The organism is Bacillus sp. FSL R5-0709 (assembly GCF_038004785.1).
GTDB classification, from domain to species: Bacteria; Bacillota; Bacilli; order Bacillales; family Bacillaceae_G; genus Bacillus_A; species Bacillus_A mycoides.
On the sequence record NZ_JBBORT010000001.1, the window covers coordinates 1,569,651 to 1,596,001 of the forward strand.

Genomic DNA, 26,351 nt, shown 5'->3' on the forward strand with positions numbered 1-26,351 from the left:
CAAAAATGAGGAGGCAGGAAAAATGCCTGAGCAACACACAAAAGGGGATACTGGCACAATTGTGCTAGAAAAAGAAAATGAACATTTAACGCCTCAAGAATGCGATATTCTTGGTGAAATCGCTAATATATCATTTGGTTCAGCTTCGACTGTATTATCAACAATTTTAAATAGGCAAGTAAGTATTACTGCTCCTCAAGTAGAATTGGTAGATTTATATGATACAAGTGATGTTGAAATTCCACATGTTGTATTAAATATCCATTTCACAAAAGGATTAGATATGGAAAATCTTCTTGTTCTTCAACAAGATGTTGCTTTATCTATTGCTGATTTAATGATGATGGGAACAGGTGAAGTTGAAGAGGGAAAAGAGCTTGGTGAATTAGAGCTAAGTGCAGTACAAGAAGCTATGAATCAAATGATGGGATTCGCAGCAACATCTATGTCAGAATTCTTCCAAGATACGGTAGACATGTCTCCGCCAACAATTAAAGTTGTGCAACTTACAGAAGAGATGGAGAAGATTTCTGGTATTAATGGGAATAATATGGTTGTTAAAGTATCGTTTGAATTAAAAATAGATAATCTTGTGAATTCTCAGCTTGTACAGGTTGTTTCAGTTGAACATGCGAAGCGAATGATAAATAAATTGTTACAATTATCTGGTGGTGTGGAAGAAGAGATAGATGAGCCGGCGGAAGTGCAGGAAACTGAGATTTTAGAAGAGCATGTAGAAAAAGAGCAATTAACACAAGAAGAGAAAGATGTGCTTGGTGAAATTGCGAATATTTCAATCGGTTCGGCTTCAACAGTACTATCGACGCTTTTAAATCAGCCTGTCACTATTAGTACACCAAATGTAGAGGCGATTAATGTTCGTCATTATGAAGGAGTACCGGTTCCGTTTGTTATTTTAAATGTCGATTTTGTTGAAGGACTAAAAAATGAGAATGTATTCGTATTTACGAAAGATGTTGCTTTAACAATGGTAGATTTAATGATGATGGGAACGGGTGAAATTGATCCGGAGAAAGAACTAAGTGAATTAGAGTTAAGTGGCATTAAAGAAATTATGAACCAAATGATGGGGCATGCTGCAACAGCGATGTCAGAAATGTTTAAAGAAAAAATGGATATGACACCACCAGACGTTAAATTTGTTTCTTTAAAAGAAGAAATGGAATATTTGGGAGAGTCGATGGCAGTTGACGAACTCGTTCAAATTACTTTTAATCTTGAAATTGGTGATCTCCTTCAATCAAAGATGTATCAAATACTACCGATATCAGAAGCGAAAGAAATGGTTAGAAGACTTCTATATCCGATGGTGGAAGAGCAAGAAGAAATAGTTGAGGAAGTTGTTGAAGAGGAAGAAATTCCTGCACCAGTCGTACAGCCAATTGAATATAAAGAAGTCAAGCAAGTTGAGCCAGTATATATGGATACATCTATTCTACAAAATGTAGAAATGAATGTTAAATTTGTATTTGGAAGTACAGTGAGAACAATTCAAGATATTTTAAGTCTACAAGAAAATGAAGCGGTCGTACTTGATGAAGATATTGATGAACCGATTCAAATTTATGTGAACGATGTATTAGTGGCGTATGGAGAACTTGTAAATGTAGATGGGTTTTTCGGAATAAAAGTGACGAAATCGCTATAAGGCGTCAAAATAGGAGTTTGAACAAATAGATGAAAAACGTAAAGTTTTTTCTAGTTAGTTGGCTATTTTTACATATATGTATATTTTTACCAACGCAAGGACAGGCAGAAGAAAAAAGTGTACAAGATCAAAATATAAGCGAAATGAATGACCAAGAGGGAAAAAATAAAGAAGTTCAGGAACAGCCGGAACAAGTGGAAATGCCCTCGGTTGAAGATGAAAAAAAAGCAGTAGAAAATGAGCAAGGGAAAGAAAAAAAAGAAGAAAGAACGATAGAAACAGACCGAGGGGTTATTACAGTTAATAAGCAGGAGCTAAAGGTTGGCGAAGAAGTGCGGATTGCTGTAGAATCAAATGAAAAAAACATTCAAAGTGTAAAAGGCATATTACAATTACAAAAAAATGGTGAGCAGTACAGACAAGAGAGAATAATATCTTTTGAGTATGAAGAAGAAACGAAGCGATGGATCGCTAATTATAAGGCCGGAATATATGATTTACAAGGTGATTGGAACCTTAGGCTCGTTGAAAGCTATGAAGAAGATGAGAAGGAAGAAGTAATAGAGAACGAATTAAATGTCCCGCTCATTCGTATAAACAATGAAGCACCAACTATAGATAAAGAATTGCCAAAGTTAGAGAAAGTTAGTATTGATGAGGCAAAAGGGAACTTAATTGAACGGAAAAAGGGAGAATCCGTTCATATACGAGTACAAACGGTAGATATAGAATCGGTTGTTAAAGAAGTGCGCGTTATATTAAAAGGAAAAGAAGACGGTAACGATATTACTTTTTTATTAGACTATAATAAACGCGACATGGATTGGCAGAAAATATTTGAAATAACAGAAGCTTTACCTGTTGGGCCGCATCAACTTATTGTGGAAGTAACAGATGGGGCAGGTAACAAACTTGTGACAGAGAGTGAATATATCGTTTCTATCATCGAACAAAAAGTGAAAGATGATGAAAAGATAGAAGAGCAAGAGAATCAAAATGAAGTAGAGGATAAGAAAGAAATTGAGAAGAAGGAAGATCCGAAAATAGAGATGCCGCTTCCAGAAGAAAAACTTCCAGTTGTTCAAATTCGAAAGCAAGAAGAGAAAGTGAACTCTTATATAAAAGAGCCGTTGAAAGAAAAAGAGGAAATCAACTACGTTATAAAAGAGTCGTTAACAGACAACAAGGAAGTAAATAATGTGAAGGTTCATAAAGAGAAAAAAAGCGGAAATGACAATCAAGTCGTTTCTAAAAAGAAAGAGAAAATAGAAGAACAACAAGAAAAGAAAGAGGAAAAAAGTGAGCAGGGAGTACAGGCTTCTAATGTGTTTGCTGTTATGTCAGGATTATTTGTACTGTTTTTAGTTTTAAAGAGTAATAAAGAATGGGGCTAATAATTTGATAGTAGTGGAGGCGCTTAAATGGAAATTAAACGTACGACAATTCAAAATAAGACGCTACAACCATTAAAACAGCCTGCAGCTATTTCAGAACATGAAATTCAGAAAGAACGAAAGCGGAGTAACCTTGTGTTTACTGGGCAGCCCAAAATCATTTCGAAAAACAATGAAATAGGGATTTTGCTTGCAAGTTTAGGTGATGGAAAGATTGTAAAAGAAATGCTTTCTAAGGAAATGGATACGGTGTTGCAGTTGTTTTCAAAGCTACATATGTTGTCTGAGGAAGGAAAGCAATCGGAAAAAATATATGAACAAATTGTTAAAAGTTTGCAGGGGCTTATTAAACAAGCTCATATAAAGGGAGTTCCGTTATTAGACGGAACGTATGATTTCGCTGAAGTGCAGCTTTCGTTTGGAAGAAAAGTGCATATTCCGTTACTTGATGTAAGTGCGCTCATTTCTAGAGTGGAACAAGATACATCAGAAGGAAATACGAATTTAATGATAACAGTTATTACAGCTTACATGACAAAATTGTCTAACGAAACAATTTTAATTAGCGGTACGGATCGTATTTCTAAAGAACGTGATGTGAGCGTGTGGAGAGCACTTGCAGAAATGAATATGACGCAATTATCTCATGCGTTGAAACATACGATTCAAGAGCATAAATGGTCTGTTACGGCTCTATTTCTCTTCATGTGGGTTATAGGTATCATATTGATTCGTATTATATAATAAAAAAAGGTCGTCATTTTAATTATGACGACCTTCTTTTATACTTTTTCGTAAAAGAATGTATCAAAGCGCTGAAGATTGTAGCGTTCGGGTGTTAAAATTTGTTCTGTGCTACCAACGAATAGTACGCCGCCTTTTCGTAAAGAACGACTAAACTTTTCATAAAGCTTTATTCTTGCTTCTTCTGTAAAGTAAATCATTACATTTCGACAAATGATTAAATCGTAGTTCGTATCAAATGTCTGCATTAATAAATCATGTTGTTTAAATGTAACTTGCTGTTTAATATTTTGATGCAATATATATGTATCATCTTCTTTTGTGAAATGACGTTGTTTTAAATCATTAGGTAATTCTTTCAAAGAGCGTTCTGTATATTGACCACGTTTTGCAGTTGCTAAAACATGAAAATCAAGATCCGTTGCTTGAATGTCATAACGAAACGGAGCTAGATGCTTCGATAATATTAAAGAAAGTGTATATGGTTCTTCACCGGCAGCGCAAGCAGCACTCCAAATTTTTAATTTACCGTTATTTTGTTCAAGTAGCTTTGGTAGAGCTTTCGTCTCTAACGTTTGCCAGCGCTCTTTATTTCTGAAAAACTCTGATACGTTAATTGTAATATAGTCAATAAAACTTAAAAATAACGTTTGATCGGTGCGTAAATTATTTAAAAAATTTGTGTAATTTTCAAAACCTTTTCTCGAAATGAAAGCGTCGATTCTTCGGCGCATTCTATCTTGCTTATAGGAAGCGATATCCATATTAAAGTGCTGTTTAAAACTTACGACAAATTGATTATAATCTTGTTCAGTTATCATATTTACAATAGGCACAATAACGATATTGTGCCTCCCCCTTTACATCATACGAATTTTTTGTTCAAAGCTTTTTTTCAGCTGCTTTTCATGTAAGCCTGGTAAATCATAAATAACAGCATCAATTCCTGCTTCTTTTGCAACGTCAACGGGAATGACAGACGTATGTTTATCTCCGTTATAAAAACAGAGAACTAAATCGGTATCTTCGATAATTTGCTTTACAAAAAACATATAATCTGATCGATAAATGGAGTCGGAAGGATGATCAAAAGCAATATACTCTGCTCCGTGTTTTTTTAAATAATCAACGACTTCTTGAAATTCGTCTGTTAATACATGTAACGGTTGCAGTGTGTAAAGGCATAAATTTTGAGCGAGCCTTTCATTTTCAATGAAAAAACGAAGAACTTCATTTTCAATAGATTTATAACATAATATGTAAATTTTATGTTTGTGAGCATAGTCAATTAAAAATTTTTTTATTTCTTCCTGATCTAATGCTGTTAATTGATTTGAACCACAAAGAAAAATATTCATAGATTTGTGCCACCTCATGCTAAATTGTAACATATCTTCTATAAAAAATAACTGCAAAATATCATTGTACAGAGTATAATTATAAATAACTGGATTTTACGATTAAGTTTGGAAGGAAATAAAAAAATAAATAGGTGATATATATGCTGCGTTCTATCTCGCATAATCCAATTTTATCGCATATACCGCCTGCTACTCAAATGCCGAAAGAAGCAAATGTCAGGACAGGACTTGCTTTTTCGGATAATTTGCATGCAGATCCGAAAAAAGATAAATTGTTAGAACAAATGGAAGCACTTGTTGATAACATTGGAGAAATTAAAGAGAAAATCGAATTAGAGTTAACGCTCGATAATGTAATGGAATACAAAAATACTGTAAAATCATTTTTGAATTTTTACGTTGATAACGTATTGCAGTATAAAGATGTTATGTCTCGTCATCCGCGTTACGGATATTCGCAGAAAATGACGATCGTAAAACAAGCTGAAATGGGATTAACTGAGTTAGAAGATGTTATGAATTTAATTAATACGAAAACAGGGCATTTAGAAATGTTAAATCAAATTGGAGAAATTCATGGTTTGATTGTAAATTTAGTCTTGTAAAGGAAAGGAAGCTATATGTACATACAATTATATGAAAAGCTCGTTATTATTCAAAAGGCATATGAAAATATTCAAACGCTTGGGGAACAAATATATGAGAATTTAAAAAATAAAAATGTAAATGCAGTTCAAAAGTTGCAAGTAGAGCAATTGCAGTACATAGAAGGTGTTAAAGGATTATCGCGATCTTTTGAGGAAATGGTTGTTCAGCTTTGTAAAGAAAAACAAGTTGAACCGCTGCGTATGCGTTCGCTATTTTCGTATTTTTCACAGGAAGAAAATGAAAAAATGGAAGAATTACAAAAAAGTGTAAATGAATTAGAAGAAAATGTAAAAATGATTCTTTTGAAAAATCAATATTACTTAAACGTACTATTAAAAACTACAGAAAGTATTGTGGATTCCGTTTCTGAATACAATTTGGAGAAAAACAATAATTCGCAAATCTTTATGAATGAACTATTGTAAAGGAGAAGTGAAGCATTATGAGATTATCTGATTATAATACGCCGTTATCTGGTATGCTAGCGGCCCAAATGGGATTACAAACGACAAAACAAAACTTATCTAACATTCATACGCCGGGTTATGTTCGTCAAATGGTAAATTACGGATCTGTTGGAGCAAGTAACGGTCATACGCCTGAACAGAGAATCGGTTATGGTGTACAAACATTAGGAGTTGACCGTATTACAGATGAAGTGAAAACGAAGCAATTTAATGATCAGTTGTCACAGTTCTCTTACTACGCATATATGAATTCTACTTTATCACGAGTAGAGTCTATGGTAGGAACGACAGGGAAAAATTCATTATCTAGTTTAATGGATGGATTCTTCAATGCTTTTCGTGAAGTTGCAAAAAATCCAGAACAACCAAACTACTACGATACATTAGTTTCTGAAACTGGGAAGTTCACAAGTCAGATAAATCGTCTTGCGAAAAACTTAGATACAGCAGAAGCACAGACGACAGAAGATATTGAAGCACATGTGAATGAATTTAATCGTCTTGGTGCTAGTTTAGCAGAGGCGAATAAAAAAATTGGACAAGCAGGGACACAAGTACCTAATCAACTATTAGACGAACGTGATCGCATCGTTACAGAGATGTCTAAGTATGCCAATATTGAAGTATCTTATGAATCTATGAATCCTAATATCGCGAGTGTTAGAATGAATGGTGTTTTAACAGTAAATGGACAAGATACATATCCACTTCAATTAAATAAAGAAAAAGAACCAATGTCTGTTGCGATTTATGGATCGGATATTCCTTTAACAGGTGGAGCCATTCAATCAGCAATAGATACGAAAGGGAAGATTGTTAGTTATAAGAAAAACCTTGAAGAATTAATGAGTTCTGTAAAAGGTCAAGTGAATACAGTGATGGGAAAAGATTTCTTCGTTGGAGATCATGCGAAAGATATTCAGTTAAACCCTGAATTCGCAAAAGATGTTTCGAAAATGAAAATCTCTGCTGAAACAGCAAATAAACTAGCAGGAATTACAGAGGGAGATTATAAAGAAGGTCTTTCTTATAAACAAGCATTAGACCAATTTATAGTTGGTGTAGCTTCTGATAAAAGTGCAGTGAATGCTTATCAAAATATTCATAAAGATTTATTAGAAGGTATTCAACAAGAAAAAATGAGTATTGAAGGCGTAAATATGGAAGAAGAAATGGTTAATTTAATGGCTTTCCAAAAATATTTTGTCGCAAACTCTAAAGCTATTACGACGATGAATGAAGTGTTTGATAGTTTGTTTTCGATTATTAGATAATGAGTAATAAAAGCGAACCCATCTTTCTTTTATGGTTGGAGAGAGGACCCGCGAAGGGTAGAGACGGTCAGTGCCTATTAGTGGCCCAATCGATGTGAGACCAGAGATATGAGATGGTTGAAGGGTAAGTTAGCTAAGAGGAAAGCCATGTTTAGTGAATGCATCGCCCTCTTGTTAAATAAAAATGACAAAGCTCTCTTTTATGAGGAAAGAGAGTATCCGTCGTAGTGTAGAAGCAGAGAGCCGTATATAGTTGTGGTTGCTTCCCCGCACTAATTCAAATATAGATAAAGGAGAAGGTAAAGATGAGAGTATCTACATTTCAAAATGCAAACTGGGCAAAGAATCAGATGATGGATTTGAATGTGCAACAGCAATATCATCGAAATCAAGTAACTTCAGGTAAGAAAAATCTTTTTATGAGCGAAGACCCACTTGCGGCAAGTAAATCATTTGCGATTCAGCATTCGTTAGCAAATATTGAACAAATGCAAAAAGATTTAGCGGATTCGAAAAATGTATTAACACAAACTGAAAATACATTACAAGGTGTTTTTAAATCTTTAACAAGAGCGGATCAATTAACAGTACAAGCGCTAAATGGGACGAATAGTGAAAAAGAATTGAAGGCAATCGGTGCAGAGATTGATCAAATTTTAAAACAAGTTGTATATTTAGCGAATACGAAAGAGCAAGGCCGTTATATTTTCGGTGGGGATAGTGCTGAACAAGCTCCATTTACAGAAGATGGTACGTATCAAGGTGGAAAAAATGATGTGAACTGGCAACTAAATGACGGTTATCAATTAAAAGCATTTCGTAACGGAGAAGAATTATTATCCCCAGTTATAAAAACGTTAAAACAGATGAGTGAAGCACTGAATAACGGTGATCAAAAAGCTTTGCAACCGTTATTAGGAGAAAATAAGAAAAACTTAGATAGCGTCATTAACCGTACAACTGAAGTGGGTTCAACTATGAACACGATGGAGACGTTTAAAACAATTTTAAGCGAGCAAAATTTAGCGCTTCAAGAAAATCGTAAAGAAATTGAAGATGTTGATTTAGCGGTAGCAATTTCAGACCTAGCGTATATTAATGCAACTTATGAAGCAACGCTTAAAGCAGTTAGCACGATGAGTAAAACGAGTATTTTAGATTATATGTAAACAATAAGGAGTGAGAAATATGGCAGGGACGTTAACAGGTATTGGTGGTAGACAACAGATTTGGAACCTCGGAAATAATATGATCGATACTTCTAACTTTGTAGAATTAGAAATGCAAGCGTTAGATATGAGAAAAACACCATATACTAATGAAAAGAACCAACTTTCACAAGATAAACTATTATATACAAGCTTAAAATCAGAATTTAGTTCTTTCACACAAACTTTTAAAAACTTAGCGGCTTTTAAAGGGAATGAGAAAAAAGTTACAACAACACAAGACGGTTATATTAATGTAAAAGCTGATGGTGGCGCGATTGCAGGAACTTTTAATATGACGATTACACAGCTTGCACAGCGTCATCAAATAGCTTCTAATCCTATTACTGATATAAATGCAAAACTTCCTAAAGATGAAACATTAAAACTAGGCGGTAAAGATCTAAAAGTAACAACTGATATGACATATAAAGATTTAATAAATAAAATTAATGATGGAGATTATGGCGTATCGGCTTATACACTTGGAGATAAAATTTTTATGTCCTCGAAAAAAGAAGGAACAGATGGAGAAATTAATTTTAAGGAGAACACATCTACACTGTTTCAAGATATTGGTTTAGCTAAGGCGGATGGCACAGCAGTCAATACAATTAATGAAGCGCAAAATGCCATATATAGTATAAACGGTATCCCAGGTAAAAGTTCTACCAATACAATTGAAGCTCTTCCTGGTGTGAAAATTGAATTACTAAAAGTGACGGAGTCAAAAGCAGAAGGAACACCAGATGCAGGTACAACAACAGATCCAAAAGCAAAAGGTATAGATCTGAAGTTTACAGTAAGTGATTCAAATGTAACAGACGCATCAAATATTATTAAAAAGATGGTGGCTGATTATAATAAAGCTGTTTCTACAATAGATATTTTTGCTGGAAAAGGTGGAGCTTTCCAAGGTCAAGCTATTATGCAAAGTGTACGTCAAGCGATGAATAATGTCGTAACATTTTCTCAAGACGGTAATTATTTGTTTTCATTTGGAATTCAATTAAAGCAAGACGGGACGATGGAAGTTAATGATGAACAATTAACAAAAGCGTTAAAAGACAAGCCGGATGCAGCGAAGCAATTTTTCTTTGGTTCTAACGGTTTAGGGAAGATGATGGAAGAGCCACTTGATAAACTATTTGGTGATAAAGGTGTAGTTGGAGAGCGAGTAAAAAACATCGATTCTCGTGTAAGTGATTTAGATAAAAAGATTAAAGATATTGAAACACAAAATCTGCAAAAACAAGATGAAATCGTGAAGAAGTATCAAAAACTAGAAAGTACACTAGCGGAGCTTGATAGCCAATTGAAAACTATTAAAGCAATGACAAAACAAAAAAGTGATGATTAATGAAAGTTAAGGAAGTGATTGTATGCAAGCATGGCAACGTTATATGCAAAATGATATTATGACGAGTAATCCGATTAAAAATACAATTTTTATTTATGAAAGATGTATTGTAGAGTTTCGTAATTTAGAAGAACTTTTAAATACTTTTAAACTCCAAGAAGGAGATGTGCTTCTTGAAAAGCTAGAACGTATTTTTGAAGAATTAAAGCTTCAATTAAATCCTGAGATTACGAAAGATTTATATGATAGTCTATTTGGTTTATATGATTGGATTAGCATTCAAATTCAAACGATGAAAGTAACGCGTGAAGCAAAAGACATCGATGCAATTGTGAAAGTGTTACAAGATTTAATAGACGGTTACCGCGGAGCACTTGAAAATGAACAATGATATTTATCGAGCGTTTGTCGGCTGTTTTAATGAAATCGGAGAATTGCAAGTATCAGATGGGGAATTTGCTGAGAAGAGTGCAATGTTAAATCGCTGGATGATGACATTGGATGAAGAGACGCGTGCAGATGTTGCAGCGGAAGTGAGTCCATTAATAATTAAGGCAGCACAGCATATTCGAGATAAGCAAAAGATTTTGGAAGAAATGATTATGACAAATGATGGACGAATGAAAGCGAATTCGTTTTACGGTAAATTTTAATAGGAAAGTATGGAAATGGATACCCCTTTTAAAAGGGGATCCATTCCATTGTTTGAATAAGGCGTTCCGCTGATTGAGGTTTCACTTTATGACTGTAATAAAAAGAATGGTAATAATCCAAACAATGAAAAATAAGATGTCTTTATTTTATGGAGAGAAGTGTATGGAGGCTCTTTTTTTATTGTTTATATATCAAAATGTTACATGGATTACTACGCGTATACAGTTTTTTATATTCTTTTTTATATTTTTGTATTTTTCTAAAGACAACAATGGAAAAATGGAATAAAATATGTAAGGGTACAAAATAGATAATATTTTAATAAATAAATACATATAGGAAAATGAATAATAAAGTGAAACTTCCATCAGTGGATGATCATGCGCTAAACGAGCATGATGGAAAAGGAAGGGTGTGGAATATGCCAGATTTAGTTAGTGATGTAAGTCATTATATGAACTATTTAGTAACGAAGCGAAATACCGTTTCTAGTAATATTGCAAATGCGAATACACCTGGCTATAAAGCACAAGATGTAACATTTGCTGAGAAAATGAATATGAGCAGTGCATTATACAAAAAAAATGCTGCGGATTTAAAGAGTAATCCAGATTTATATCAAACGAATGTAATGCACTTACCGACAGCAAATACGAAAAATACATACGCAAAGATTCAAACGAAATCAATGCAAACGAATAAAGATGGAAACAGTGTTGATGTAACGACAGAAATGCTAGATTTAATGAAAACAAACCAATTATACGGTGTTTCAATTAATGCAATTAATACGCAATACGCTATTAACCAAGCAGCACGTGGACGTTAATAGTAAAAGGAGAGACAAAGATGTTTCAGGCAATTAATGCAAGTGGTTCAGGGCTAACTACAGCGAGAAAATGGATGGAAGTTACTTCTAACAATATCGTAAATGCAAATACGACGGGAGCACCGGGTGCAGAGCCGTATCACCGTCGAAGTGTAGTATTAGAATCAAATAATAGTTTTGCAAGTATGCTAGATGGAGCTCCTACTAACGGAGTGAAAATAAAAAGTATTGAAGCGGATCGAAATGAAAATCTTGTGTATGATCCGACGCATCCGCATGCAAATGAAGAAGGATATGTACGTTATCCGAACGTTGATGTGACAGCTGAGATGACGAATGTAATGGTTGCTCAAAAAATGTATGAAGCAAATACAAGTGTATTAAATGCGAACAAAAAAATGCTCGATAAAGATTTAGAAATCGGCCGAGGATAAGAGGGAAGAGGGGCAATATGAAAATTCAACCAATGTTAAATACACAGCCATTTGGAGCGATTCAGCCGATTGGCACACAGAAAACTTCAGAAACATCTGTAGTTGAAGGCAAAAAGTTTATTGATTTATTGGAAGATATGAATCAAACGCAAAATAATGCCCAAACAGCAGTATATGATTTACTGACAAAAGGGGTAGGAGAAACGCATGACGTTTTAATTCAGCAGAAGAAAGCTGAATCACAAATGAAAACAGCTGCTCTCGTACGCGATAATCTTATTGAAAATTATAAGTCACTAATTAATATGCAAATTTAGGAAAATGGACGGGTGTATTTAAATGGAAAAGATAAAAAATGTTTTCCAATCGCTGAAAACGTGGCATAAGTTAGTGATTGGTGCTGCGCTTTTAGCGATTGCAACAGGAGCACTTTTATACTTCACCTTGCCAGATAAATATGTTGTTGTATATCAAAATTTAAATGATACAGATAAGCAAGAGATTACAGCAGAATTATCGAAGCTAGGTGTTGATTACCAATTAGCAGCCGATGGTTCGATTCGAGTGCAAAAGAACGATGCTCCATGGGTTCGAAAAGAAATGAATGGAATGGGCTTGCCGTTTAATTCAAAAAGCGGTGAGGAAATTTTATTAGAAAGCTCACTCGGTTCAAGTGAACAAGATAAGAAAATGAAGCAGATTGTCGGCACGAAAAAGCAATTGGAGCAAGATATTGTACGAAACTTCGCGACAGTTGAAACGGCAAATGTGCAAATTACATTACCTGAAAAAGAAACAATTTTTGATGAGGAAAAAGCGAAAGGGACAGCGGCAATTACTGTTGGTGTGAAACGTGGACAATTATTAACAGCTGATCAAGTTGCTGGTATACAGCAAATGATTAGTGCGGCAGTTCCTGGCGTGAAAGCAGAAGAAGTAAGTGTTATTGATAGTAAAAAAGGTATCATCTCAAAAGGAACAGATGAAGCGCATTCTAACAGTTCCTCTTCTTATGAAAAAGAAGTAGAGATGCAGCATCAAATTGAAGGTAAATTAAAGCAAGATATTGACGCAACGTTAATGACGATGTTTAAATCAAATGAATATAAAGTGAATACGAAAGTGTCTGTAAACTACGATGAAGTTACACGTCAGTCAGAAAAATATGGCGATAAAGGTGTACTTCGCAGTAAACAAGAGCAAGAGGAAAGTTCTACTGCGCAAGAAGGAGCAGATACGAAGCAAGGTGCGGGTATTACAGCGAACGGTGAAGTGCCGAACTACGGTACGAACAATAATCAAAACGGTAAAGTTGTCTACGATAATAAAAATGGTAACAAAATTGAAAACTATGAAATAGATAAAACAGTTGAAACAATTAAGAAACATCCGGAATTAACAAAAACAAATGTTGTTGTATGGGTAGATAACGATACGTTAGTAAAACGAAAAATTGATATGACAACATTTAAAGAAGCGATTGGCACAGCAGCTGGACTTCAAGCTGATCCGAATGGAAACTTTACAAACGGTCAAGTTAACGTTGTAACTGTTCAGTTCGACCAGCCGAAAGTTGAAAAAGAGAAAGAGCCAGAAAAAAGTGGTATGAACTGGTGGTTATTCGGTGGAATTACAGCTGGCTTGCTAGCAATAATTGGCCTAGTATGGTTCTTCTTAGCAAGACGTAAGAAAAAGAGAGAAGAAGAGGAATATGAAGAATACTTAGCAGAAGAAGAAATTGCTGCTAGTAGTGAAAGTATCCTGGAAATTCCTGAAGAAAAAATAGTACCAGAGCCAAAGCCAGAACCGGTAGAACCATCAGAACCTACATTAGATGATCAAGTGCAGGAAGCTACGAAAGAGCATGTAGAAGGTACTGCAAAAGTAATTAAAAAATGGTTAAACGGACAGTAAGGGAGGAAAAACAATGTTAGATGAAATCTCCTCCAAAGAGAAAGCTGCCATCCTCATTCGTACATTAAACGAAGAGGTGGCAGCAAAAGTCATTGAATATATGACGGCTGAGGAAAAAGAAGTGTTACTTCGCGAAATCGCGAAGTTTCGTGTATATAAACCAGAAACGTTAGAAAATGTACTAGGGGAGTTTTTGTACGAACTAAATGTAAAAGAGTTGAATTTAGTAACTCCAGATAAAGAATACATTCGTCGTATATTTAAAAATATGCCAGAAGACGAGTTGGAAAAATTATTGGAAGACCTTTGGTATAACAAAGATAATCCATTTGAATTCTTAAATTCACTTACAGATTTAGAGCCACTTCTTACAGTGCTTAATGATGAATCGCCACAAACGATAGCGATTATTGCTTCTTATATTAAGCCGCAACTTGCTTCTCAATTAATTGAGAGATTACCAGATCATAAACGTGTAGAGACGGTAATGGGTATTGCAAAGCTTGAACAAGTAGATGGTGAATTAATTAATCAAATTGGTGAGTTATTAAAAGCAAAATTAAATAATATGGCATTTAGTGCTATTAATAAAACAGATGGATTGAAAACAATAGTGAACATTTTAAATAATGTTTCACGAGGTGTTGAAAAAACAGTCTTTCAAAAGCTGGATGAAGTCGATTATGCGTTATCTGAGAAAATTAAAGAAAATATGTTTGTCTTTGAAGACTTACTTGGTCTTGAGGATCTTGCGCTTCGCCGTGTATTAGAGGAAATTACAGATAACGGTGTTATCGCGAAAGCACTTAAAATTGCAAAAGAAGAAATTAAAGAGAAACTATTTACATGTATGTCTTCAAACCGTAGAGAGATGATTCTTGAAGAGTTAGATGGCTTAGGACCGCTTAAGATGACGGATGCTGAAAAAGCACAACAAACGATTACAGGTACGGTGAAAAAGTTAGAAAAAGAAGGAAGAATTATCGTTCAAAGAGGTGAAGATGATGTCCTTATTTAAAAACAGAATTCCGAAGAATTCTGTTTCTTTTTCTGAAGAAACGTATGAATTACAATTTCCGAAACCAGTATCAGTTCACATTGAAGAAGAGATACAAGTGGATCATGCAGAACTTCTTGCACAGCAAGATGCATTACATATTGAAATGAATCAGCTAAGGCAGCAGCAGCAAATGCTAGAACGAGAGCGTCAGCAGTTGTTGCAAGATAAAGAACAGTTTCAAATGCATATTCATGAACAAATGGAACAGATGGAAGCAGCGCGTATACAGTTTCAAAAAGAACAACAAGAAACAGCATACGAATGGACAGAGTTATTATGGAATCAATCTTTTCAGTTAGCAGAAAAAGTAGTGAATCAAGCGGTAGATTCGCGCTTATTAGACGTTTTGCCGATTTTAACAGGCATCGTGCAAACATTGCCTACTTCATTTGAAAAATTAATTATAACGGTTCATCCAGAAACATTTGAACGTATACAAGAAGAGAAAGAAAATACGAAAGAGTATTGGCTACTACAATTAGTAGAATGGAAGTATGATTTTTCTTTACAGTTTGGCGAATTTGTTCTGGAAGAAGAGAAAGAGTTTTTTGAGTTTAAATTTGCGCCTATATTTGCGAAGCTTCGTCATAAGTGGGAAGAAGAGAAGTTGTTTGAGGAGCAAAATGTATGAACAACGAGCTAATGAATGAACATAATAAATGGAATACATTTATTGAAACACCGTTTTATACGAAAGTTGGCAAAGTTCATAGTGTACAAGAGCAGTTTTTTGTAGCGAAAGGTCCGAAAGCAAAGATTGGAGATGTTTGTCTCGTTGGAGAACATAGTGTCTTATGTGAAGTAATTGCGATTGAAAAAGAAAATAATATGCTACTTCCATTTGGACAGACAGAAAAAGTATGTTACGGAGATGCAGTTGCATTAATTGAAGAAGATGTTGTTGTACCTCGTGGTAATCATTTACTTGGGAAAGTGTTAAGTGCGAATGGTGAAGTGTTAAATGAGAACACTGAAAACATTCCACTACAAAAAATAAAATTAGATGCACCGCCGATTCATGCATTTGAGCGTGAAGAAATTACAGATGTATTTGAAACGGGAATTAAATCGATTGATTCCATGTTAACGATTGGGATTGGTCAAAAGATTGGTATTTTCGCAGGATCGGGTGTTGGTAAATCTACCTTGCTTGGAATGATTGCGAAAAACGCAAAAGCTGATATTAACGTTATTAGTTTAGTAGGAGAACGTGGCCGAGAAGTAAAAGACTTTATTCGAAAAGAATTAGGCGAAGAAGGTATGAAAAAAAGTGTCGTTGTTGTAGCAACGTCAGATGAAAGTCACCTTATGCAACTTCGTGCGGCTAAGCTTGCAACATCTATTGCTGAATATTTCCGTGACCAAGGTAATAACGTATTACTTATGATGGATTCTGTTACTCGTTTTGCTGATGCACGCCGAAGTGTTGATATTGCGGTAAAGGAATTACCGATCGGTGGTAAAACACTGTTAATGGAAAGTTATATGAAAAAGTTATTAGAACGATCAGGAAAAACGCAAAAAGGGTCAATAACAGGTATTTATACAGTGTTAGTTGATGGTGATGATTTAAATGGTCCTGTACCAGATTTAGCTCGTGGTATTTTAGATGGACATATTGTATTAAAACGTGAGCTCGCAACTCTTAGTCATTACCCTGCCATTTCGGTATTAGATTCGGTAAGTAGGATTATGGAAGAAATCGTATCGCCGAATCATTGGCAACTTGCAAATGAAATGAGAAAAATTCTATCTATTTATAAAGAGAATGAATTGTATTTTAAACTTGGAACAATTCAAGAGAATGAAGAAAATGCTTATATTTTTGAATGTAAAAATAAAGTAGAAGCTATAAATACGTTTTTAAAACAAGGTCGAACGGATAGTTTTCAGTTTGAAGATGTTGTCCAAGCGATGCACCATATTGTATAAGATCTCGCCCTTTGAGGTCTTATTTTTTTGATTTTAATATTTCACAGATTTTTTTGTAAAAAAACTATATAATAGAAAAAGGTAACGTTATAATAGGAAGGGGCTATGAAAACGGGTGGATAAGCAGCAGTACGACACGATTAAATTGCAGATTAATCAAGAGAAAGAACATATCTTGAAAGAAGTGTACGAACTAACAGCTGAAAAAAGAAAAATAGAACAAAAAAAAGAATATGATCTATATGTTGTGAAATCACGCAATAAGGTTGTACAAACGGGACAACGTATTATGGCTGGTATGCTTTCATCACATACATTTTCACCTGAAAGAATAGAAGAATGGAATCGAAAAATTAAAAAAACAGAAGGTTTTATTCAAAAAAATGAAAGCTTTTTAGAGCAAATAAAAGAAAAAGAACGTGTCATTGATGAAATGTATGAAGAAGATTGTAAGAAGCTTGCGAAAGTAAAAGAAAAGCTGGAAGAAAAAATGCTTCTTGATTTAAAAATGTGTATGAACGGATGAGGTGGATGTAGTGATACAGTTTGTATTACCGGTGCAGCAAAGTTTACCTCCGCAAAAAGAAAAAGGGCTAGAAGTACAATCGAAAAATGAAAATTCTTCATTCGATAATACAATGAGAATTGAAAATAAAAAACAGCCGAAAACGGAGAAAACGAAACGAGAAGAAGCACCAGAAGAAGAGAAGAAAGAATATATTCTCGCAAAAAAAACGGTAACGAAAGAAGAGCCGATTGTAAAGAAAGAAGAAAAGAAAGAGACAGAACAGTTATTGTTAGCTGTATCTGAGCAGATGGTTGCAATTGAGCAATTGCGTGTGCAGCCAGAATTGTTATATCAATACATACAAAAAATACAGGCGTTATATAAAGAATACGGAAATATTAAACTGAACGAATTGCCCGCAGCTGAATTACAGCAATTACAAGAGCTTTTTTCTAACATGAATATTAAAAATGCCATATGTTTAGAAGATACAATGCAAATGGCGCTAGACAAGGTGACGATGCCAGAGCAGACGTTGCAAGTATTAAAAGTCGTAGAATCAGAAACTTGTAATATTGCAAAGAAACAAGAGGAGTCTAAGGAAGTAGAACTCCCGAAAGCAGAGAGCGATGATGTGAAGGTAGAGTTACCAAAAGTCGATCAGTTAAATGACTCAAGTTCGGCCGGAGCTGAGTTATTAAATAAAGCAACGGGTACTGACCAAATAGGAAAACAAAATAGTGGAGCTGAGAAGGTTACATTACCTGACTTAGGCAAGAAAATGGAAGCACAAGTAGAGGCTCTGCAAAAGTTTGTAGTGAAACAAGAACGTGTTTTATTCCAGCTAAATCCAGAGAAACTTGGTTCATTAACTGTATTTATGAAAAAGCATGGAGATCAAATTGAAGTCCATGTAGAAATGGAAAAACACGATGCGAAAAAGCGTGTTGAAATAATTTTTGACGAATTGAAGCTGAAATTAAAAGAAAAAGAAATTAATATTCAAATAAGTTATTCAGAAAAAGATGAACAACGTAAAGAACAGCGAGAACAAGAGCAAAGGCAAAAACAAAAATTAGCAAATACGAAACATGAGAAACAACAGTCAAAAGAATTTGCGGGATTATTGGAGGAATAAAGCGTGCCAACAGTTGGATTAAATACAACGAGTACAAATCATATTCCGTTACAAGCAGGAGCACAAAAAAGTAATGTACCTGTTAACGGTGTACAATCGCCAGTTCAACAAACAAATGGAGTTTCAGCAGGAGAGCAAAAGACTCCTGGTGTAATGGGGAAAGATGATTTTCTAAAATTATTTTTATCAAGTTTCCAGCACCAAGATCCATTCAATGCGATGGATATGAATCAAATGATGAATCAGACAGCGCAGTTATCTCTTATGGAACAAGTGCAAAATATGACAAAAGCAGTTGATTCTTTAAGAACGACGATGTATTCGACAGCGCTTGATGGCGGAATGAAGTTTTTAGGGAAATACGTAAGAGGGATCGACGGTGACGGTAAAAAAGTAACTGGTCAAGTAGAGACAGTTCGCCTTGCGGAAAATAATGATGTACAGCTCGTTATTGATAATAAGATTGTATCTCTTCGCTTTGTTGAGAGGGTGTCTGATAAACCGATTGGAGAAACGAATCCAGAAGATGCAAAGAAAGACGATCAAAAAGTAACTGAAGAAGTAAAAACTACAAATTCATAAGGAGTGTACATACGTTATGATTAAAGCGTTATATACAAGTATTACAGGGATGAATGCAACACAAAATGCATTAAGTGTAACTTCAAATAATATTGCCAATGCACAAACAGTTGGTTATAAAAAACAAAAAGCAATGTTTGATGATTTACTGTATAACAATTCAATTGGTTCAAAAGGCGACGATAAATACGCAGGGACGAACCCGAAAAGTATCGGTAACGGTGTGAAAATGAGCGGAACAGTTACGGATTATAGCGATGGTACAATTACGCTAACTGGTGGTAAAACACAAGCAGCAATGGAAGGTAATGGTTTCTTCGTGGTTGGCGATTCAAAAGGCGGCAACACGGAATTTACGCGTAAAGGTACATTTGGAATATCTTCAGATTACTATATTACGAATACAGAAGGGCAATATGTATTTGCATATCCTGCAAATGCAGCAACTGGTGAAGTTGATTTATCTGGTATTCCAGGACCGTTGCAAATTCCAATGGGATCAGCAATCGGTGGTATTCGAACGTCAAAAGGAGTCGTTGGAGGGAATATTCCAGCCGATGCAAAACAGATTACGCAAGAATTGCCTGCATACGATGATGCCGGTAATACATGGACAATGCGTGTAGAATTTACACAAACTAGTGAACATAATTATAAATATACAGTACATATGCGTAACGACTCGAAAAAAGAAACAGAGTTTAAAGAGGTTCAAGGCGCAGGCGGTGATGTAACATTCGATGCGGTAGGAAAGCCAAATCAGCAAAACCCTGGAGCGTCTATTCCATTTAATGGCGGAACAGTAAATTTAGATTTTAGTAAATTAACAAACCATCCGACAGAGAAAACATTAGCAGTAACAGACGTAGATGGTAGAGCAGCAGCGACTGTTAAAGATTGCTTTATTGCTGACGGTGGATATGTGATGGTAAAATATTCTGATGGAAGTATGAAAGCTGCGGGTCAATTAGCTGTTGCGATGTTCCCGAACGAAGGCGGCTTAATGAAAAATGGTAATGGTAACTACACAGCGACAAATACAACTGGTATTTTAGCAATGGGCGTATCTGGCCAAAATGGTGCAGGGAAAGTACGCGGTAGTGCACAAGAAGGTGCAAACGTAGATTTATCTGTAGAATTCGTTGATTTAATGTTATACCAACGCGGATTCCAAGGAAATGCGAAAGTAATCAAAATTTCAGATGAAGTATTAAATGAAGTTGTGAACTTAATTCGATAATAAATCGTAAAGAAAAATTGTAACGTAGTAGGAAGGGTTTTTTATTCGTATGACAAGACAAGAGCGAATTTTACAATTGCCTTTTTTCGAAAATAAACGTGAGCTTGCTGAGCAAATGTTAAAAATAGAACGAGAAGAGCATGTATATTTACCAGATCAATTTGAAATCAAACAAGTGCCTCCATATTCGTTTGGTGAAAAACAAGCAATCATTGGCCGTATACACGAGTTTTACTTCGTAAGTATTGGTAGTAGTGGTGTTTGGAAGTATCAACTGTTTAAAGATGAGATGAAGTGCCGTGAGTTTTTCGTTACGTTGCCGGATATTACGGATCAGCAGCTTGCTTTTTGGTTCAATAACATTGAGTTGTTGAAAGGGGTTTAAAAGCTTTCTTTTAGGTTTTGAGAGAGGGCCCAGCGATGTTTAGTAGCGGTCAGTGCATATGGAGTGTCTCGCATGTTGTAATACCAGAGATATAGAGTGGTTCTAGGTTAGTTGAAGAGGCTGGGAGCCATGAATGAGATTGGTAGGCTCACCGGATTGTAGTAGCGACAGTGCTTATGAGTGGCTCGCATGTTGTAGAGATATGGAGTAGTTCTAAGGTAGTTGGAGAGGCTGTAATCCAAGTGTTTAGGTGGTGCCTCTTCACTTTTTGGAGAGAGGATTTCTCTGATTCTAGGAGCAATGATTTGAAATAGAGTTAGATTAATTTAAGATAGTTGTGCTATATTGTACAATTAGACTAAGTTTATATAAAAGGAGAGGTGAGGAGGATGGCGCAGAATAAGTATCGCGTTACATTCATTTCGCCAAGTGAGATTGAGCAACGTACTGTAATGGCGGCGAGTAGTTTACCTAATTTAATACGTCAAGTAGAGAGTATTATTGCAGATCCGAACGGTTATTTTGTAAATGATAAAAAAAATAATTGCTATTTTAAAGTTATTAAAGAAAATGTTACGTATATTCAATATGAGTTACTATTTTCTGATAAGGAAATTCACATTGAAAAGTTAAAACATATAGCACCGGCGGTATTGAAACAAGTATTTAAAAAAATAAACGATCCGGAGTTATATGCACTTGCGCTACTTGATGTTGATATAGCAACGAAAGAATACGTGCTAGAAGAAATGAATCCGGAGCTAAGAATAAGAGTGGAAACGGAACTTTCGAAAAAATGGGAAGCGATGCCGACAGAAATTGTAGGAGCACAAGAAGTGTTACTAGAGGCACTTGCTTCGTTTATACAAGATTAAGTTTTACCGGTAGTATTTCTACTTTAAAACTGTGAGGATCACTCAACTATCTATATTTTTCATATAGGTAGTTGACTTTTTGGTTTTAATAAAGCTTAATAATTAAATATACGGAATTAATGGAAGGGGAGCGACACCTTTATGTCACAAGCACAAAGTATTTTATTAGAAAGCGGAACAAACGAATTAGAAATCGTAACGTACACTGTTGGTGAAAATTTATTTAGTATTAATGTAATGAAAGTGCGTGAAATTATTAATCCATTCCCTGTTACAACTGTGCCAGAAGCTCATCATGCAGTTGAAGGTGTTGTTCAAGTACGTGGTGAAATTTTACCTGTTATTAACTTAGCAACGGCTCTTAATTTAAAATCTATAAAACCACTTGATCAAACGAAATTTATCATTTCAGAATTAAACCAAATGAAAGTTATTTTCCGTGTTGATGAAGTGCATCGTATTCAACGTATTTCATGGGAACAAATTGATGAACCAGCTTCATTATCTATGGGACTAGAAGAAACGACATCTGGTATTGTAAAACTAGATGGGAAAATCATTTTACTATTAGATTATGAAAAAATTGTATGTGAAATTAGCGGTACTGGTTATGACAATAAATCACTTGCAGGATTAGAGCAAAAAACAGATCGAGCTGAAAAAGTTATTTATATTGCAGAAGATTCAGCGATGCTTCGTCAAATACTAGAAGAAACATTATCATCAGCTGGATATACGAAAATGAACTTCTTCAGTAATGGTGCAGAAGCATTAGCTCAAATTGAAAAATTAGCAAAAGAGCAAGGTGAAAAAATGTATGAACATATTCACCTGCTTATTACAGATATTGAAATGCCGAAAATGGATGGACACCATTTAACGAAAGTAATTAAAGATAGTGAAGTAATGAATCAATTACCAGTCATTATTTTCTCTTCATTAATTACAAATGAGTTGTTCCATAAAGGTGAGGCAGTTGGAGCGAATGCTCAAGTGAGTAAGCCTGATATTCAAGAGTTAATCGGGCTAGTTGATAAGTTAGTACTATAAAGCTTCTTTTAGTTGGAAGAGAGGAGCCAGCCATGTGTATAAAGACAGAAAGGTTGAGTGTTTCTGAGATATTTTTGTTTTTCTGTAGCCACCGTGGTAATAATGGTCATTCTTTCGGTTAATTAGTTAGCGTTGTGTAAAACCCTCACCTTTACTATAAAGGTGAGGGTTTTCTTACATGATGTTCAATTATTTCATCTATAAGATTTCGTGGTGACGCAAGCTTTTTCGGTGAAAATATATTAGAAATACCATATAATATAATTAAGTGGAATTTTTTTGATATAATATTTTGCTTAGCTATTTTTTATTTTTTAATATTTGTTAAAAATCATTTTTTATTTCGATACTTTTTATACCTTTTTGTATGTTAATTATTTGACAGATAATTTCGAAATGTTATAATATGGATATGTGGAAATTTCTATTTTCTTAAAAGACATGGGAGTCAGATGAGAATTGTGAAAGGATGAGGGGGAGTGACACATATTATGTATCACCACACAGCAATCAATGTATTAAGTCTTTTACAAAACATGTCAAATAATAAAACGAACGATATGAAATTAGAGGCGGAATTTAAAAAAATAGAGAAACAATTCCAAATCGGGTATGAAGAGCTAATCGATTTATATAATAGAATGGTATTATTTCAAATAGATATAGAAAAAAATGGCGGTATGCGAGAATATGAAAAATCAGCGATTACTTGGTTGAAGTCTGAACTAGAATTATTGTATGAAGTGTATCAATTTTGTCAACGTCATGGCTTAAACATCGCAAATATTTCAAAATATGTTAGTAAAAATGAATTGAATCTTTTTCGAAAAACGGAAAGTCAATTACAAAATACGTATTATAAATTAAAAAAACAAGAAATCCCGTTTGAAAATATTGAAAAACAAAAGCCGGGGCGAAAACGTAAATATGCACCTGTAAAAGAGACAATTGCTGAGAAAAAACAAGAAAGTAAGCAGGAAGTAATTGAAGACGTTCGAAATGAAGATGATGAAAAAAGCCTCGTAACAGTTATATCTGGCATCGTGGATAACTTTGAAACAATTAGTCAATGTAGTGACAAGAAAGAACACGAATTGCATCAGTTCATGGAGGGAATCTATAAGCTTTCCAGTATGGCAGCAGAGCGTTCAAAAGATGAAAAGAATGCACGTGGTCTTGAAGGTGAATTACATTCATTACGAGCTGAAAATGAAAGATTAAAACGAGAGAAGGAAGAACTAGTTCATGATATTAAAGAGATGACGCATCATTTAATTCATTTTATTACGAGCTCTGATATCGATCAAATTCGTACATTGCCTTACTTCGTAAAAGAATGCAAACAAGATCTACATAAGCTAGGGTTATATAACGCTCAAGACGGAAAAATGAAAATTATGGTTGACCGTAGTGGACAAGTTATGACCGTAACACAATAAAAAAATTGGGTACAAAATAAAAGGGAGATACATAGTGTATATGTATTTCCCTTTTGTTTTGTATGGAATCGTTTCGGACAGAGGAAAAGTTACAATTAATTTTAGTAAATCAAAAATTTGTACAAAAGGAAGGAGCTAGGTCTTACTTTGTAGTATTGTCACTGTGAAAGGACCTAATACATAATGATTTTAAAGATAAACCGACTCTTCCTCAATATTTAACTGATTTAATTGAGGTGAATAGGTTGTATAATCGTACAGTTGTTATTACATTTCATCAACAAACTTTTAATACGGAGAATTGAAGAGTAAAGTAGGATTCCAAAACATAGCCAAAAAGGTGGCTGTTATAAGTTATTTGCCTACCAAGATAATTAATATTTGTTTAAAATATAAGATTACTATTTTATTATACCGAGTAATTATTCACATTATATAATAATTACTTACTACATAATTAACATGGTTATCTTACAAAAATGTAAGGTTTTTTAATTGACACTCGTACATATGAGTAACTATACTGGTTACACGACGTTGGTGAATATATTTAATAGTTTCTATCTATAAGTGTATGTCTCAGGATTCTTTTCGGAATAATAGTTCGATTTGTATTTGATATCTTTAATATAGGGATAATACGGATTTAATCTATTCTTTATTCTAGGTCGTATTATTTAAAGATTAACTATAAATGATATATTTACCAACTTGTAATAATTTTTTAGAGGTGCTAAATTTTGAAGAAAAAATTAATTGCTACAGGAATTCTTGCTGGAAGTCTACTATCCTACTCATCTAGTGCATTTGCAAATACTCATAAATTCTCAGATGTTCCTGCATGGGCTGACAAATCCGTTAATTATTTAGTTGATAAAAAAGTATTGAGTGGTTATCCAGATGGAACTTTTGGTTCAAGTGATACATTAGATAGGGCTTCTGCGGCAACAATTATGACAAAGGCCCTTGGTATACATATTGACTTAAATGCAAAACCATCTTTTACAGATTCACAAAACCACTGGGGAACGCCGTATATTGCTGCTGCTGAAAAAGCAGGAATAATTAAAGGTGAAGGAAATGGAATATTTAATCCTTCTGGAAAAGTTACTCGTGCTGCAATGGCAACAATGTTAGTAAATGCATATAAGCTACAAGATAGAACAAATAGTAATGGGCAAAGTAAATTTGATGATTTAAAAGGACATTGGGGTGAAAAATTTGCCAATATTTTAATTGATTTAAAGATTTCTGTTGGTACTGATAATGGTTGGCAACCAAATAAATTCATAACACGTGCAGAAGCCGCACAACTTACTGCCAAAACAGATACCCTTCAATACAGTCCGAAAAACCCTTTAGAAAGTAAAACAATCATTATTGATCCTGGACATGGTGGTGCAGATCCCGGAAAGTCCACAAAAGGATTGCCTGAAAGTAAAATCGTATTAGACACTTCCTTACGCCTACAACAATTGCTCGAAAAACATACACCATTTACAGTTTTACTAACTCGTGAATCTGATACTAGACCTGGACATGACCAAAAAAGCTCTTTACAGGAACGTGTTAAATTTGCTAAGCAAAATGAGGGGGATATCTTTATAAGCATTCATGCAAATGCTTTTAATGGTAATGCAAAAGGGACAGAAACATACTACTATAAATCTTCTGAATCCGAAAAAACAAATCCTCATGTGGAAGAAAGTCGTGTGTTAGCGGAAAAAATTCAAACACGTTTAGTAGAGGCTCTTCAAACACGTGATAGAGGCGTTAAACACGGAGATCTTCATGTTATAAGAGAAAACGACATGCCAGCTGTGTTAACGGAACTGGCTTTTATAGATAATGGTATCGATTACAGTAAACTATCTACGGCAAACGGCAGACAGATTGCAGCAGAAGCCATTTATGAAGGGGTTTTAGATTATTATGAATGGAAAGGAAATAATGTATCTGAATATAGATTGTAATAGGTAAAAGAAAGTTTAGTAATTCTAGGAATATGAAATTTATAAATTGCTAAAGTATAGTTTTGTTATTTGAAATGTGTTTTAGTTTTATAGTGTATACTAGCACCGACTTATTAAGGATTATAAATAAGTCGGTGTTTAAGTTAGCGTACTTAATGAATACTATAGAAGTTATGAAGAAAAAAAGATAAATAGATAGGGGCATACACCTAC

At 34.5% G+C, this 26,351-nt stretch carries 28 protein-coding genes and 1 pseudogene; 27 read left to right on the plus strand and 2 right to left on the minus strand.

Features of this window, described 5'->3' with window-relative positions; translation table 11 throughout:
- Window positions 1-22 precede the first annotated feature (22 nt).
- From MKX37_RS08110 to MKX37_RS08120, 3 genes are read left to right on the plus strand one after another with little or no spacing between them, the layout of a single operon-like run.
- Window positions 23-1,669 (plus strand): flagellar motor switch protein, encoded by a 1,647-nt coding sequence (locus MKX37_RS08110; RefSeq protein WP_078421954.1) that lies wholly within the window; start codon window positions 23-25, stop codon window positions 1,667-1,669.
- A gap of 29 nt (window positions 1,670-1,698) precedes the next feature.
- The gene (locus MKX37_RS08115; protein WP_078421953.1) at window positions 1,699-3,063 is read left to right on the plus strand and encodes a transglycosylase; all 1,365 of its coding nucleotides are present in this window, start codon (window positions 1,699-1,701) and stop codon (window positions 3,061-3,063) included.
- Between the two features lie 27 nt (window positions 3,064-3,090).
- Window positions 3,091-3,807, plus strand: coding sequence for a hypothetical protein (locus tag MKX37_RS08120; protein ID WP_078421952.1), 717 nt, complete (start codon window positions 3,091-3,093; stop codon window positions 3,805-3,807).
- A 38-nt stretch (window positions 3,808-3,845) separates the two neighbouring features.
- Here the strand turns inward: MKX37_RS08120 and MKX37_RS08125 are convergent, their stop codons facing one another.
- Complete coding sequence (locus tag MKX37_RS08125) at window positions 3,846-4,628, minus strand: CheR family methyltransferase (protein ID WP_002086504.1); 783 nt, start codon at window positions 4,626-4,628, stop codon at window positions 3,846-3,848.
- 39 nt (window positions 4,629-4,667) lie between these two features.
- Window positions 4,668-5,165: a flagellar motor switch protein FliG gene (locus tag MKX37_RS08130; RefSeq protein WP_002086503.1), complete on the minus strand. Its 498-nt coding sequence runs from the start codon at window positions 5,163-5,165 to the stop codon at window positions 4,668-4,670.
- A 143-nt stretch (window positions 5,166-5,308) separates the two neighbouring features.
- Between MKX37_RS08130 and MKX37_RS08135 the strand changes: the two genes are divergently transcribed.
- From MKX37_RS08135 to MKX37_RS08245, 24 genes and pseudogenes are all read left to right on the plus strand, one after another.
- Window positions 5,309-5,773, plus strand: coding sequence for a YaaR family protein (locus tag MKX37_RS08135; protein ID WP_002086502.1), 465 nt, complete (start codon window positions 5,309-5,311; stop codon window positions 5,771-5,773).
- 15 nt (window positions 5,774-5,788) lie between these two features.
- On the plus strand, window positions 5,789-6,241 hold the full coding sequence (locus tag MKX37_RS08140; protein ID WP_078421951.1) for a hypothetical protein: 453 nt from the start codon (window positions 5,789-5,791) through the stop codon (window positions 6,239-6,241).
- Window positions 6,242-6,258: 17 nt separating this feature from the next.
- Entirely contained in the window at window positions 6,259-7,557 is a 1,299-nt protein-coding gene (gene flgK, locus MKX37_RS08145; RefSeq protein ID WP_078421950.1) for a flagellar hook-associated protein FlgK, read from the plus strand.
- Between the two features lie 305 nt (window positions 7,558-7,862).
- Window positions 7,863-8,726, plus strand: a complete 864-nt coding sequence (locus tag MKX37_RS08150) for a flagellar hook-associated protein 3 (protein WP_002030927.1) — start codon at window positions 7,863-7,865, stop codon at window positions 8,724-8,726.
- A 19-nt stretch (window positions 8,727-8,745) separates the two neighbouring features.
- Window positions 8,746-10,125: a flagellar hook-associated protein 2 gene (locus MKX37_RS08155; protein ID WP_063226106.1), complete on the plus strand. Its 1,380-nt coding sequence runs from the start codon at window positions 8,746-8,748 to the stop codon at window positions 10,123-10,125.
- Window positions 10,126-10,147: 22 nt separating this feature from the next.
- Window positions 10,148-10,516, plus strand: a complete 369-nt coding sequence (locus tag MKX37_RS08160; protein WP_002168741.1) for a flagellar export chaperone FliS — start codon at window positions 10,148-10,150, stop codon at window positions 10,514-10,516.
- Window positions 10,506-10,778, plus strand: coding sequence for a hypothetical protein (locus MKX37_RS08165; protein ID WP_002086494.1), 273 nt, complete (start codon window positions 10,506-10,508; stop codon window positions 10,776-10,778). Before MKX37_RS08160 ends, MKX37_RS08165 begins: the two co-directional genes overlap by 11 nt.
- A 344-nt stretch (window positions 10,779-11,122) precedes the next feature.
- Window positions 11,123-11,608, plus strand: coding sequence for a flagellar basal body rod protein FlgB (gene flgB, locus MKX37_RS08170; RefSeq protein ID WP_002064629.1), 486 nt, complete (start codon window positions 11,123-11,125; stop codon window positions 11,606-11,608).
- A 20-nt stretch (window positions 11,609-11,628) separates the two neighbouring features.
- Entirely contained in the window at window positions 11,629-12,042 is a 414-nt protein-coding gene (gene flgC / locus MKX37_RS08175) for a flagellar basal body rod protein FlgC (RefSeq protein WP_063226105.1), read from the plus strand.
- A gap of 17 nt (window positions 12,043-12,059) precedes the next feature.
- On the plus strand, window positions 12,060-12,359 hold the full coding sequence (gene fliE, locus MKX37_RS08180) for a flagellar hook-basal body complex protein FliE (RefSeq protein ID WP_002064631.1): 300 nt from the start codon (window positions 12,060-12,062) through the stop codon (window positions 12,357-12,359).
- Window positions 12,360-12,381: 22 nt separating this feature from the next.
- The gene (fliF, locus tag MKX37_RS08185; protein ID WP_002086489.1) at window positions 12,382-13,956 is read left to right on the plus strand and encodes a flagellar basal-body MS-ring/collar protein FliF; all 1,575 of its coding nucleotides are present in this window, start codon (window positions 12,382-12,384) and stop codon (window positions 13,954-13,956) included.
- Window positions 13,957-13,969: 13 nt separating this feature from the next.
- A complete protein-coding gene (fliG, locus tag MKX37_RS08190; protein WP_002030936.1) occupies window positions 13,970-14,974 on the plus strand; it encodes a flagellar motor switch protein FliG in 1,005 nt (334 codons plus the stop codon).
- Complete coding sequence (locus MKX37_RS08195; protein ID WP_033706611.1) at window positions 14,961-15,647, plus strand: FliH/SctL family protein; 687 nt, start codon at window positions 14,961-14,963, stop codon at window positions 15,645-15,647. The genes fliG and MKX37_RS08195 overlap by 14 nt, the downstream gene beginning before the upstream one ends.
- A complete protein-coding gene (gene fliI, locus MKX37_RS08200; RefSeq protein WP_078421949.1) occupies window positions 15,644-16,948 on the plus strand; it encodes a flagellar protein export ATPase FliI in 1,305 nt (434 codons plus the stop codon). The genes MKX37_RS08195 and fliI overlap by 4 nt, the downstream gene beginning before the upstream one ends.
- A 115-nt stretch (window positions 16,949-17,063) precedes the next feature.
- A complete protein-coding gene (locus tag MKX37_RS08205) occupies window positions 17,064-17,474 on the plus strand; it encodes a hypothetical protein (RefSeq protein ID WP_002012036.1) in 411 nt (136 codons plus the stop codon).
- A 10-nt stretch (window positions 17,475-17,484) separates the two neighbouring features.
- On the plus strand, window positions 17,485-18,594 hold the full coding sequence (locus MKX37_RS08210) for a flagellar hook-length control protein FliK (RefSeq protein ID WP_002126592.1): 1,110 nt from the start codon (window positions 17,485-17,487) through the stop codon (window positions 18,592-18,594).
- Between the two features lie 3 nt (window positions 18,595-18,597).
- Window positions 18,598-19,176: a flagellar hook assembly protein FlgD gene (locus MKX37_RS08215; RefSeq protein ID WP_002012033.1), complete on the plus strand. Its 579-nt coding sequence runs from the start codon at window positions 18,598-18,600 to the stop codon at window positions 19,174-19,176.
- 16 nt (window positions 19,177-19,192) lie between these two features.
- Window positions 19,193-20,416, plus strand: coding sequence for a flagellar hook protein FlgE (locus MKX37_RS08220; protein ID WP_002126594.1), 1,224 nt, complete (start codon window positions 19,193-19,195; stop codon window positions 20,414-20,416).
- A 49-nt stretch (window positions 20,417-20,465) separates the two neighbouring features.
- Window positions 20,466-20,801 carry a DUF3964 family protein gene (locus MKX37_RS08225; protein WP_078421948.1) on the plus strand — a complete coding sequence of 112 codons (336 nt, stop codon included), beginning with the start codon at window positions 20,466-20,468 and terminating at the stop codon, window positions 20,799-20,801.
- Between the two features lie 389 nt (window positions 20,802-21,190).
- Window positions 21,191-21,676 (plus strand): hypothetical protein, encoded by a 486-nt coding sequence (locus MKX37_RS08230; protein WP_002012030.1) that lies wholly within the window; start codon window positions 21,191-21,193, stop codon window positions 21,674-21,676.
- A 141-nt stretch (window positions 21,677-21,817) separates the two neighbouring features.
- The gene (locus MKX37_RS08235; RefSeq protein WP_002126599.1) at window positions 21,818-22,726 is read left to right on the plus strand and encodes a chemotaxis protein; all 909 of its coding nucleotides are present in this window, start codon (window positions 21,818-21,820) and stop codon (window positions 22,724-22,726) included.
- A 491-nt stretch (window positions 22,727-23,217) separates the two neighbouring features.
- Window positions 23,218-24,165 carry a DNA-binding domain-containing protein gene (locus MKX37_RS08240; protein ID WP_050000162.1) on the plus strand — a complete coding sequence of 316 codons (948 nt, stop codon included), beginning with the start codon at window positions 23,218-23,220 and terminating at the stop codon, window positions 24,163-24,165.
- A gap of 176 nt (window positions 24,166-24,341) precedes the next feature.
- Window positions 24,342-24,458: pseudogene (locus MKX37_RS27415) on the plus strand (Ger(x)C family spore germination protein); the annotation flags it as partial.
- Window positions 24,459-24,905: 447 nt separating this feature from the next.
- On the plus strand, window positions 24,906-26,138 hold the full coding sequence (locus tag MKX37_RS08245) for an N-acetylmuramoyl-L-alanine amidase (protein WP_002168735.1): 1,233 nt from the start codon (window positions 24,906-24,908) through the stop codon (window positions 26,136-26,138).
- The last annotated feature ends 213 nt before the right edge of the window (window positions 26,139-26,351 follow it).

What these genes read in the sequence shown, in the direction of transcription:
- MKX37_RS08110 (WP_078421954.1), top strand. Translation starts at nt 23, where the DNA reads ATGCCTGAGCAACACACAAAAGGGGATACTGGCACAATTGTGCTAGAA.
- MKX37_RS08115 (WP_078421953.1), top strand. Translation starts at nt 1,699, where the DNA reads ATGAAAAACGTAAAGTTTTTTCTAGTTAGTTGGCTATTTTTACATATA.
- MKX37_RS08120 (WP_078421952.1), top strand. Translation starts at nt 3,091, where the DNA reads ATGGAAATTAAACGTACGACAATTCAAAATAAGACGCTACAACCATTA.
- MKX37_RS08125 (WP_002086504.1), bottom strand. Translation starts at nt 4,628, where the DNA reads ATGATAACTGAACAAGATTATAATCAATTTGTCGTAAGTTTTAAACAG.
- MKX37_RS08130 (WP_002086503.1), bottom strand. Translation starts at nt 5,165, where the DNA reads ATGAATATTTTTCTTTGTGGTTCAAATCAATTAACAGCATTAGATCAG.
- MKX37_RS08135 (WP_002086502.1), top strand. Translation starts at nt 5,309, where the DNA reads ATGCTGCGTTCTATCTCGCATAATCCAATTTTATCGCATATACCGCCT.
- MKX37_RS08140 (WP_078421951.1), top strand. Translation starts at nt 5,789, where the DNA reads ATGTACATACAATTATATGAAAAGCTCGTTATTATTCAAAAGGCATAT.
- flgK (WP_078421950.1), top strand. Translation starts at nt 6,259, where the DNA reads ATGAGATTATCTGATTATAATACGCCGTTATCTGGTATGCTAGCGGCC.
- MKX37_RS08150 (WP_002030927.1), top strand. Translation starts at nt 7,863, where the DNA reads ATGAGAGTATCTACATTTCAAAATGCAAACTGGGCAAAGAATCAGATG.
- MKX37_RS08155 (WP_063226106.1), top strand. Translation starts at nt 8,746, where the DNA reads ATGGCAGGGACGTTAACAGGTATTGGTGGTAGACAACAGATTTGGAAC.
- MKX37_RS08160 (WP_002168741.1), top strand. Translation starts at nt 10,148, where the DNA reads ATGCAAGCATGGCAACGTTATATGCAAAATGATATTATGACGAGTAAT.
- MKX37_RS08165 (WP_002086494.1), top strand. Translation starts at nt 10,506, where the DNA reads ATGAACAATGATATTTATCGAGCGTTTGTCGGCTGTTTTAATGAAATC.
- flgB (WP_002064629.1), top strand. Translation starts at nt 11,123, where the DNA reads ATGAATAATAAAGTGAAACTTCCATCAGTGGATGATCATGCGCTAAAC.
- flgC (WP_063226105.1), top strand. Translation starts at nt 11,629, where the DNA reads ATGTTTCAGGCAATTAATGCAAGTGGTTCAGGGCTAACTACAGCGAGA.
- fliE (WP_002064631.1), top strand. Translation starts at nt 12,060, where the DNA reads ATGAAAATTCAACCAATGTTAAATACACAGCCATTTGGAGCGATTCAG.
- fliF (WP_002086489.1), top strand. Translation starts at nt 12,382, where the DNA reads ATGGAAAAGATAAAAAATGTTTTCCAATCGCTGAAAACGTGGCATAAG.
- fliG (WP_002030936.1), top strand. Translation starts at nt 13,970, where the DNA reads ATGTTAGATGAAATCTCCTCCAAAGAGAAAGCTGCCATCCTCATTCGT.
- MKX37_RS08195 (WP_033706611.1), top strand. Translation starts at nt 14,961, where the DNA reads ATGTCCTTATTTAAAAACAGAATTCCGAAGAATTCTGTTTCTTTTTCT.
- fliI (WP_078421949.1), top strand. Translation starts at nt 15,644, where the DNA reads ATGAACAACGAGCTAATGAATGAACATAATAAATGGAATACATTTATT.
- MKX37_RS08220 (WP_002126594.1), top strand. Translation starts at nt 19,193, where the DNA reads ATGATTAAAGCGTTATATACAAGTATTACAGGGATGAATGCAACACAA.
- MKX37_RS08225 (WP_078421948.1), top strand. Translation starts at nt 20,466, where the DNA reads ATGACAAGACAAGAGCGAATTTTACAATTGCCTTTTTTCGAAAATAAA.
- MKX37_RS08230 (WP_002012030.1), top strand. Translation starts at nt 21,191, where the DNA reads ATGGCGCAGAATAAGTATCGCGTTACATTCATTTCGCCAAGTGAGATT.
- MKX37_RS08235 (WP_002126599.1), top strand. Translation starts at nt 21,818, where the DNA reads ATGTCACAAGCACAAAGTATTTTATTAGAAAGCGGAACAAACGAATTA.
- MKX37_RS08240 (WP_050000162.1), top strand. Translation starts at nt 23,218, where the DNA reads ATGTATCACCACACAGCAATCAATGTATTAAGTCTTTTACAAAACATG.